Raw genomic sequence first — 8,888 nt, 5'->3', positions numbered from 1 at the left:
ACGAAAATACATCATATTATTCCTTATATAGGAAATTATTCTAACAATATTTTCATGTTAGGTTTGATGCATTTGTAGTGTGTAAAACATCGTTACAGATTGCACGCGGCGCAGGTTCCAGCGCTGTTTTCATCTGCAACGATGAAAATCATCGTTCCAGCGCGCGATAGCCTCGGCTGAGACACTGTAACGATATAAAACATCGTTACAAGTCGCACGCAGTGCAGGAACCAGCACTCTTTACATCTGCAACGATGAAAATCATCGTTCCAGCGCGTGACAGCCACGGCTGAGACACTGCAACGATGAAAATCATCGTTACAGGTTGCACCCAGCGCAGATATCAGGCCTTATATCACCTGTAATATAGGGGAACCTCTCGGTCACCCAAACCATATAAATTATCTTACTAAAAAAACTTTCCAAGCTTATGAGAGGCTAGGAAAGTTCAGTTGAACTGATTGACTAAAGCTGCAAGAGATCTTTATGTATTTTAATAACAATCTTCTTGTTCGTCGTCTCCTCCGTAATAGAGCAGTTCGGACGATGAATATCCGAAGGGAAGCAAACCGCAAACATGCCGGGCTTCAGAAGAATTCCCGTTTCTTGCTGTGAAGAGTCCGATTCATAAAAGGAGATATCATGCGAGTCGAACTTATTATCGACCACTTTGGCGTCTGGATGCAGCTTGTAAAAACAAAGCTTTTCCTCTCCGCTGACTAGAAACTGAATATCCGTGTATATCACATGGGATTCAGGTATTTGCTCCTCAGATGGTCGGGTCACGACCTCCTGCACATTGGCGAACATCAAATGGCCGTTATCACCCTCCAGGTCATATCTGCCCGCTTCCGCTTCACCTAAATTGCGATTCAAAATGTAATCGATACCCCGCCCAACCGCCGGGGGCCACAGATGGCGTTCTTTTTCAAAATGCTTCACGTCACTAATAATCATTCGATACATGACTCCTTTTGGATAAACGGAATAAAATGCTACATTTACTATAGCCTATGAAAAGAAAAAAGACCCGTTTTTTTACAAAGCGAGTCTTGAAAATTATGAGATTAATCCGCAGGACGAGGGCCAGGATCCATACCTGTTTCAGATGCAGTCATTAACGGTTTAACCGTGAGCTCTGCATGTACATGAATTTGGCAGGATAAGCGGATATTGTCTTCTGTGATTCCTTTGGTCTCTCGGATCGCAGTCTCTATCTCATTAATGGGACCAGCATCCCCCTCAATGATTTCAACACGGCAGGTTGCACATCTGGCGTTACCCCCACAGCGGTGCAGAATGTCTACTCCTTGGTCCATGAGGGACAGAACGAGCTTTTTCCCTTCTTCAACCTCGAATGCACCTTTTCCTTCAACTTGAATCGTCGGCATCACAAACTCCTCCTTTTTAACCTTTGTTGCCTAATTGGTGTCATACCAAACACGAAGCTAAGCTAATCCGTTAAAAAATAACATGATATCGTGACAAATATGAAAAAAAGTTCACACCATTGACGGTTAATTATCCCCGAACAGTGTGAACGTTACTTGGCTGCTTTATAACTAAAGTTTAAAACTTTTCTTGCTTTGCGCCTTCCCAATCTGCCAAAAACTTCTCGATCCCCGCATCTGTCAGCGGGTGCTTGCTCATAGATTCAATAACTTTGTAAGGCACCGTAGCGATATGTGAGCCTGCAAGCGCAGCTTCAATCACGTGAGCGGAGTGACGAACGCTAGCAGAAATGATTTCGGATTTGATACCGTGTACTTGGAAAATTTGGCTGATTTCTTTAATTAGATTCATACCCACTTGGTTGATATCATCCAAACGTCCGATGAATGGAGACACGTAAGTTGCTCCTGCGCGTGCAGCAAGCAATGCTTGCGTCGAGCTGAAGATCAAGGTTACGTTCGTTGGGATGCCGAGTGATCTGAAAACGCTAGTCGCTTGAAGTCCATCCAATGTCATTGGAAGCTTAATCACAACATTTGGGCTTAACTTAGCAAGTTTCTTGCCCTGTTCAACCATTTCATCTGCTTTCAATGAAACGACTTCTGCACTAATCGGTACATCGCCGACGATGGAGATGATTTCTTTCACTGTTTCGAAGAAGTCTCTACCTTCTTTAGCAATCAGTGAAGGGTTGGTCGTTACTCCCGCTACAACACCTAACGCGTGAGCTTTGCGAATTTCGTCTACATTGGCTGTGTCGATAAACAATTTCATCCTGTATCCCTACCTTTTCTCCCTTTTTGTGGGCTCTTATTGGAAATACTTCTGTCTGATTTGTTGAACGATTGCATCTGCTGTAAAGCCGTATTCACGAATTACTCGATCTGCCTTCGCTGATGCACCAAATTTACGGATGCCAACAACGAAGCCATCGCCTCCCGTAATCTCTTCCCATCCAGCAGGATAGGCCATCTCAATGACAACATTTGCTTTTACTTGTGGTAAAAGGATGGCATTGCGCACGTCTTCAGGCTGCTGCTCGAACAATTCACGGCTTGGCATGGAAATAACACGAGCCCCAATACCATCTTGCGCCAACTGCTTCTTCACGTCAAGTGCTAAGCTCACTTCAGAGCCCGTTGCGATGAGTTGAATATCAGGGGTGGCTGATGCGTCAACATCAGATAAGACATAAGCTCCTTGATGAATATGAGCATAAGCAAGATGATCCGTACCTGGAAGCACCGGCAAATTCTGACGCGAAAGCGCGAATACGAACGGGCCTTCCTTCGCCCTCAGGACATACTCCCAAGCTGCTGCGGTTTCATTAGCGTCCGCAGGACGGAACAGCGTCAGATCCGGAATCATCCGCAGGGATGGGATCTGTTCAATCGGCTGATGCGTCGGACCGTCTTCGCCGACAGCGATGCTGTCATGCGTGAACACGTACGCAACAGGGAGCTTCATGAGCGCGGACAAGCGTATTGCGCCGCGCAAGTAGTCGCTGAACACGAGGAATGTTCCGCCAAAAGCTCGCAATCCGCCGTGCAGCAGCATGCCATTCAGTGCTGCGCCCATGGCGAACTCACGGACGCCGAACCAGAAGTTGCGGCCGCTGTAATCGGCGGCGCTGAATGCCGCGGCGTCGTTAATCATGGTGAAGTTGGAGCTCGCTAGGTCGGCGGAGCCGCCTACTAATTGAGGTACCCGCTTCGCCAAGCCGTTAAGCACTTTGCCCGAAGCTGTGCGCGTTGAGATAGCGCCGCTCTCTGGGGTAAAGCGCGGCACATCGGCGTTCCAGTCTGCTGGAAGGTCACCGCGGTTCGCGAGCTCGAATTGCTGAGCGAGCTCGGGGTGCGCAGCCTGGTAGCTGTTCCACAGCTGCTCCCAGCTGGTTTGGGCTTGAGCGCCCAGTTCCTTGTGCTGGGCGAAGTGCTTGTAAACCTCGGCCGGGACGTAGAAGTCCGGCTCGAGCGGCCAGCCCAGAGCCTGCTTCGTCAGCAGCAGCTCTTCTTTGCCGAGCGGCGAGCCATGCGTGCCGCCGTGGCCGCCTTTGCCGGCTTTGTTCGGACTGCCGAAGCCGATCGTTGTTTTGATCTCAATCAGGGTTGGACGACCCAAATCCGCCTTGCCTTCTTCGATCGCGGCGGAAATTGCCTCGACGTTGTTTTGCTCTTCCACACGTAAGTATTGCCAACCATAGGATTCAATACGCGTCCGGATATTTTCAGAGAACGACATGTTCAACTCACCGTCGAGCGAAATATCATTTGAATCGTACAGTACGATTAGCTTGCCCAATTTCAAATGACCTGCCAGTGAAGCAGCTTCGGAGGAAACACCTTCCATCAAATCGCCATCTCCGCAAATGGCATACGTGAAGTGATCAACGATTGGAAAGTTGGGTTTATTGTAGACAGATGCCTGATGAGCTTCGGCCATTGCCATACCAACAGCCATTGCAACCCCTTGGCCAAGTGGTCCCGTTGTCGCTTCAACACCTGCCGTATGACCATACTCCGGATGTCCGGGTGTGCGACTTCCCCATTGACGGAATTCCTTGATGTCGTCAAGGGTTACATCATAACCACTTAAGTGCAATAGGCTGTAAAGCAGCATCGAACCGTGGCCTGCGGATAGAACAAATCGATCACGATCAACCCATTTGGGATTCGTCGGATTGTGCTTTAAGTGCCGTGTCCAAAGTGCATACGCCATAGGCGCCGCTCCCATTGGCATGCCTGGATGACCCATAGCCGCTTTCTCGACTGCATCGATTGTAAGCGTTCTAATTGTATTGATGCTTAACTCTTCAATGCCAACAGTTGTCTGATTCAAAAGAGATTCGCCTCCATCAATTTGGTTGTATTACTTCCATCTAGTCTTTATTATAAGGATAGATGAAGCATTCAAATAATTGATAGTTTCGATACTCGTTATAGAAGGTGTCTATATGGTGAATTTTGAGCTTTATAAAGTATTTTATCTGACTGCCAAAACTGGCAGCTTATCTAAAGCAGCAAAAGAGCTGTACATTACCCAGCCCAGCGTCTCTCACTCGATCAAATTGTTGGAGGATACTCTTGGGCTGCAGCTGTTTGCAAGGACGTCCAAAGGCGTCGAGCTTACCAAGGAAGGCGCTGTGCTGTTTTCCTATATCGAACAGGCGTACAATTTCATTTCACTCGCGGAAGAGAAATTAAGTGAGCTGCGAAATTTCTCTAGCGGAGAAATAAAAATTGGCGGCAGTGACTCCTTGTGCAAACACTATCTGCTCCCTTTCTTGGAGTCATTTCACGTACAGTATCCGCATGTGCAGATTAACTTAGTCCACGGAACGACACCGGAAATTGTGAAGCATCTGAAAGAAGGCAAGATTGATATTGGTATTGTCAGGACGCCTATTCTAGATGATCAATTGCAGGTGCGAGAAGGCATTACTATTCAGGATTGCTTTGTGACTGGGCCAAAATACCGCGAGCTGTCAATGGGAAAAGTCTCCCTTGCTAAGCTGTTAACCTATCCGATCATCTTATTTTCGAGTAATAGCTCTTCACGGAAATTCGTCACCCGACTGTTCAGTGAAAACGGCTTACTGCTGGAACCGGAAATTGAGCTCGGCAGCGTGGATTTACTCATTGAATTCGCTAAGATTGGCTTTGGCGTTTCCTTCGTAACTAAAGAATTTGTCGCGAAGGAGCTAACAGACGGAAGCTTGTTTGAGGTGAATATTGACGCAACCATTCCGTCGACTAAGATCGGTATTATCACTTTGAAAAATATGCCGCTATCAACCGCAGCCTCTGCTTTCGTTGCAGAGCTGGAGAGCCCTGGGGATTGAGCCGAGGTTAAAATAACTTGAAGTCGGTACCTAAGAAACACCGCCTGAGAACGCCAAAAGTGCGCTCTCAGCTCTCTTTCCGGTTCCTAACATGCTCAAAACCTCCAAACCTACTGCTTTAAGCGCCTTTTCAGCGCTCTCAGCTCTAAAACAAGCCTCAACACCGCCTGAGAGCGCCATAAAGGCGCTCTCAGCCCGCTTTTCGGCTCCTAACATGCTCAAAACCTCCAAACCTACTGCTTTAAGCGCCTTTTCAGCGCTCTCAACTCTCTTTTTCACTCCTAACAAGCACAAAAACTCCAAACCTTCAACTTTAAGCGCCTTTCCGCGTTCTCAACACTAAAACAAACCACAACACCGCCCGAGAGCGCCATAAAGGCGCTCTCAGCTCGCTATCTCGCTCCTCAAAGGCACAAAAATCCAAACCTTCAACCTTAGCGCCCTTTCGGGCTCCAGAACTTGATCGACCACCCTAAAACAGCAGGTAGATGGGTGCTCTACGTGCTGGGGTGGTGCTGCCAGCTCGGGTGCTGCGGGCTAGCTAGGGGCTGTAGGCTGGGAGCTGTGCGGGGCTGGAATGCTGGGGTGCTCTGGGTGCTGGGTGGTACTGCCAGCTCGGGTGCTGCGGGCTAGGAGCTGCGGGCTGGGGCCGCAGGCTGGCAAGGAAACCCCATCCGAATGCAAAAAAAGGAGCGCCCAGCCAAAACTGAGCGCTTCATTTTCACAAACGAACGATCGCCTTAATAACCTTCGACTCTGGCTTCAGCCAAGTCTCGAACTGCTCAATCATATCCTCAAATGAAGCGCCGTGCGTGATATAGCGCTCGATATCGATGAGGCCGTCCTGCATGGCGGCACGTACGGTGTCGAAATCCTCCATGGTCGCATTGCGGCTGCTCATTAAGGTCAGCTCCCGTTTATGAAAATCGGGATCATGGAAGGTGATATCGGCTTTAACAAGTCCGACATAGACGAGTTTGCCGCCATGTGCGACAAGTCCGAACGACTCGGTCATCGACCTAGCGTTCCCTGTCGCATCGAAGACGACTGTAGGAAATTCGCCGTTCGTAAGCGCGGCTAGCTGCTCCTTCGGCTGCTGCAAAGCATTAATCGTATGGTCGATGCCTGCCCAATCACGGCAAAAGGCCAATCGCTCATCGTTAATGTCCATCGCAATAACGTTTGCTCCGCGCTGCCTAGCAAGGATCATAACGCCGAGCCCGATTGGCCCCCCCCCAATCACGAGCACGTTCTCACCTGTGCGAAGTTCGGATCTTCTCACTGCGTGAGCGCCAATGCTGAGCGGCTCTAACATAGCTGCTTGGTCCAGCGTCAGCCCATCGGTCTTGATGAGATGGCTGACTGGCAAGGAAATCAGCTCTCTCATACCCCCGTCGATATGTACGCCAAGCACCTTCATATCTGTGCAGCAGTTTGTCTTGCCGTTACGGCAAGCAATACAAGTCCCACAGTGCATATAAGGGACGATACTTACTTGATCACCGACTTGCAGTCCTGTGACACCCTCACCTATCTGTTCAATATAACCAGCCAGTTCATGCCCGAGAACACGCGGATAGCTAAAAAATGGCTGATTCCCTTTATAAGCGTGCAAATCCGTTCCACAAATGCCAATCCTTTTGATGCGAACAATAGCTTCACCTGCACTTAGACTAGGCTCCTGTACTTCTACTAGCTTAAACTTCTCGATCTGTTCACATACGATTGCTCTCATAACTGGTTTCCCCCTGTCCGATTATACATAGGTCTTCTCGTTATATTCTGGTCTTCCACTAATCCAAGACTTATTATGAATGGGGCTCAAAATCTCCAGAACCTCATGAAGCAGCTCGACATCAATAGATTCATCCGTCCATTCGATATTCTTGCGTATATTTTCCGGGTTTGCTGTACTCACCAAAGTCGTAGGGATGCGTTCATTCGCCGTTGCATACTGCACAGCCAGCTTGGCAATGTCAGTTCCCTTACTTGCACAGTGTTCAGCTGCCTGCTTACATAGACGCTGAATTTCGCCTGAGGCTGGATGCCAATCCGCTGCCGGTCTAGTGCTCAGAAGCCCCATCGACAATGGTGATGCATTCACCAAACCGACCCCATGCTGTTCCAGAAGCGGAACTATATCCAGTAAGGAAGTATCGTTCAAAGAATAGTGACAGTACGACAAGATGGAATCCAACTCTTTGTGAGCCAACGCCTTTTCAAAAATAGATAACGGTAAACCGGATACCCCAAAATAACGAATCTTGCCTGATTGCTTCAATTCATCCAGCGCAGGATAGGCGCCTTCAAGAATCTCGTTGAATGGGACAAATTCAATATCGTGTAAATATAAGATATCGATATAATCCGTCTGAAGCCGCTGTAAGCTCTCATCGACACTTTCCAGAATTCGCTGCTTCGAGAAATCGAAATCTTCGGATCCGTACCGCCCTGCCTTCGTCGTCAGGATGAAACGATCCCGCTCCAATTGGGTTATCGCCTTACCTAGTACTGTTTCTGCCTTGGTTAACCCATAAAATGGTGATACATCAATCAGATTAATGCCCATATCAATCGCGGTATGAACGGTGCGAATACTTTCTTCTTCGTTCGTTTCACGGAATACAGATCCTAGGGAGGATGCCCCAAAGCTCAGCACGGAGACGTCAAGCCCGGTTTTGCCTAATTTACGATACTTCATAATTTATAAAACTCCTTTGCATTTAATCCGAATAGCCGTGCTTTATCTGCTTCCGACCAATTTCCTGGCAAAGCTTGAGTAAGCACATCAACAACGTCTTCGTACTCGGCTGCTAGCAAACAAACCGGCCAATCACTGCCGAATAAAACACGATCCGTTCCGAATACATCTAGCACATGCTGGATATACGCAGTCAAATCCTCATGTTTCCACTCCGTATGATTGGCTTCTGTCACCATACCTGATAGCTTACAATATATATTTGGATGCTTCGCAATAGCCGCCATTTGGCTTTTCCAAGGTTCAATAACACCATCCGCAATTCGCGGCTTAGCCATATGATCAATAACTGCGCGTAAACCCGGAACCAGATTCAAAAGTTGAACCACCGGCTCCAATTGATGAGATACGACAAGCAGATCAACGGGTACGTCTTTTTCAGCAAAATAACGTAACGCTTCTACAAAATGAGGCTCAAGTATTACACTCGCATCCGACATTTCTTGAATCATGACCCTAAAGCCTACATATTTGGGATGCTGGCTAAACCTTTTATAATGGATATGGAAGTCAGGATCATTCAGATTGAGCCAACCTACTACACCGGCAATTGTATCTGATTCCTCACTTAGGGATAATAGATAATCTGTTTCTTCTAATGTCGGCGCCGCTTGAACAACAATGGTTTGATCCAAGTTGTGCTGGTGCAGGTGAGGCAATAAGTCGTCCGGCAGAAAATCACGATACAATACCGACAGCTCCGGTGTAAGCCACCCATAGTCCCCCCGATCCAACTTCCAATAATGCTGGTGCGCATCGATCCGCATAGAGAATCTCCTCTTCATTATCCATATTTGGTACCGCTTTCTTCTATTGTATCACCAAATAAATCAT

Annotated in this window: 9 protein-coding genes; 1 reads left to right on the top strand and 8 read right to left on the bottom strand. The window is 47.9% G+C overall.

Annotation, left to right across the window (positions count from 1 at the left end):
• Positions 1–465: 465 nt before the first annotated feature.
• The 4 genes from ASD40_RS18195 to tkt form a co-directional block, all read right to left on the bottom strand.
• Positions 466–957 (bottom strand): YhcH/YjgK/YiaL family protein, encoded by a 492-nt coding sequence (locus ASD40_RS18195; protein ID WP_057304594.1) that lies wholly within the window; start codon positions 955–957, stop codon positions 466–468.
• Between the two features lie 110 nt (positions 958–1,067).
• Positions 1,068–1,391 carry a 2Fe-2S iron-sulfur cluster-binding protein gene (locus tag ASD40_RS18190; protein ID WP_057304593.1) on the bottom strand — a complete coding sequence of 108 codons (324 nt, stop codon included), beginning with the start codon at positions 1,389–1,391 and terminating at the stop codon, positions 1,068–1,070.
• Between the two features lie 178 nt (positions 1,392–1,569).
• Positions 1,570–2,226, bottom strand: a complete 657-nt coding sequence (gene fsa, locus ASD40_RS18185; RefSeq protein WP_047682483.1) for a fructose-6-phosphate aldolase — start codon at positions 2,224–2,226, stop codon at positions 1,570–1,572.
• 36 nt (positions 2,227–2,262) lie between these two features.
• On the bottom strand, positions 2,263–4,290 hold the full coding sequence (tkt, locus tag ASD40_RS18180; RefSeq protein WP_057304592.1) for a transketolase: 2,028 nt from the start codon (positions 4,288–4,290) through the stop codon (positions 2,263–2,265).
• A gap of 115 nt (positions 4,291–4,405) precedes the next feature.
• On the opposite strand from tkt, the gene ASD40_RS18175 reads away from it, so the two are divergent.
• The gene (locus ASD40_RS18175; protein ID WP_057304591.1) at positions 4,406–5,293 is read left to right on the top strand and encodes a LysR family transcriptional regulator; all 888 of its coding nucleotides are present in this window, start codon (positions 4,406–4,408) and stop codon (positions 5,291–5,293) included.
• A 30-nt stretch (positions 5,294–5,323) separates the two neighbouring features.
• Here the strand turns inward: ASD40_RS18175 and ASD40_RS18170 are convergent, their stop codons facing one another.
• The 4 genes from ASD40_RS18170 to ASD40_RS18155 all read right to left on the bottom strand — a co-directional run bounded on the left by ASD40_RS18170 (position 5,324) and on the right by ASD40_RS18155 (position 8,821).
• Positions 5,324–5,509: a hypothetical protein gene (locus tag ASD40_RS18170; protein ID WP_156390082.1), complete on the bottom strand. Its 186-nt coding sequence runs from the start codon at positions 5,507–5,509 to the stop codon at positions 5,324–5,326.
• Positions 5,510–6,014: 505 nt separating this feature from the next.
• Positions 6,015–7,028: a zinc-binding alcohol dehydrogenase family protein gene (locus tag ASD40_RS18165; RefSeq protein WP_057304589.1), complete on the bottom strand. Its 1,014-nt coding sequence runs from the start codon at positions 7,026–7,028 to the stop codon at positions 6,015–6,017.
• Positions 7,029–7,049: 21 nt separating this feature from the next.
• Entirely contained in the window at positions 7,050–7,994 is a 945-nt protein-coding gene (locus tag ASD40_RS18160; RefSeq protein ID WP_057304588.1) for an aldo/keto reductase, read from the bottom strand.
• Positions 7,991–8,821 carry an amidohydrolase family protein gene (locus tag ASD40_RS18155; RefSeq protein WP_057304587.1) on the bottom strand — a complete coding sequence of 277 codons (831 nt, stop codon included), beginning with the start codon at positions 8,819–8,821 and terminating at the stop codon, positions 7,991–7,993. The genes ASD40_RS18160 and ASD40_RS18155 overlap by 4 nt, the downstream gene beginning before the upstream one ends.
• Positions 8,822–8,888: the final 67 nt, after the last annotated feature.

Source organism: Paenibacillus sp. Root444D2, from assembly GCF_001426375.1.
In the GTDB taxonomy this organism is placed as follows: Bacteria; Bacillota; Bacilli; order Paenibacillales; family NBRC-103111; genus Paenibacillus_E.
This window is presented reverse-complemented; position numbering and strand designations above follow the sequence as displayed.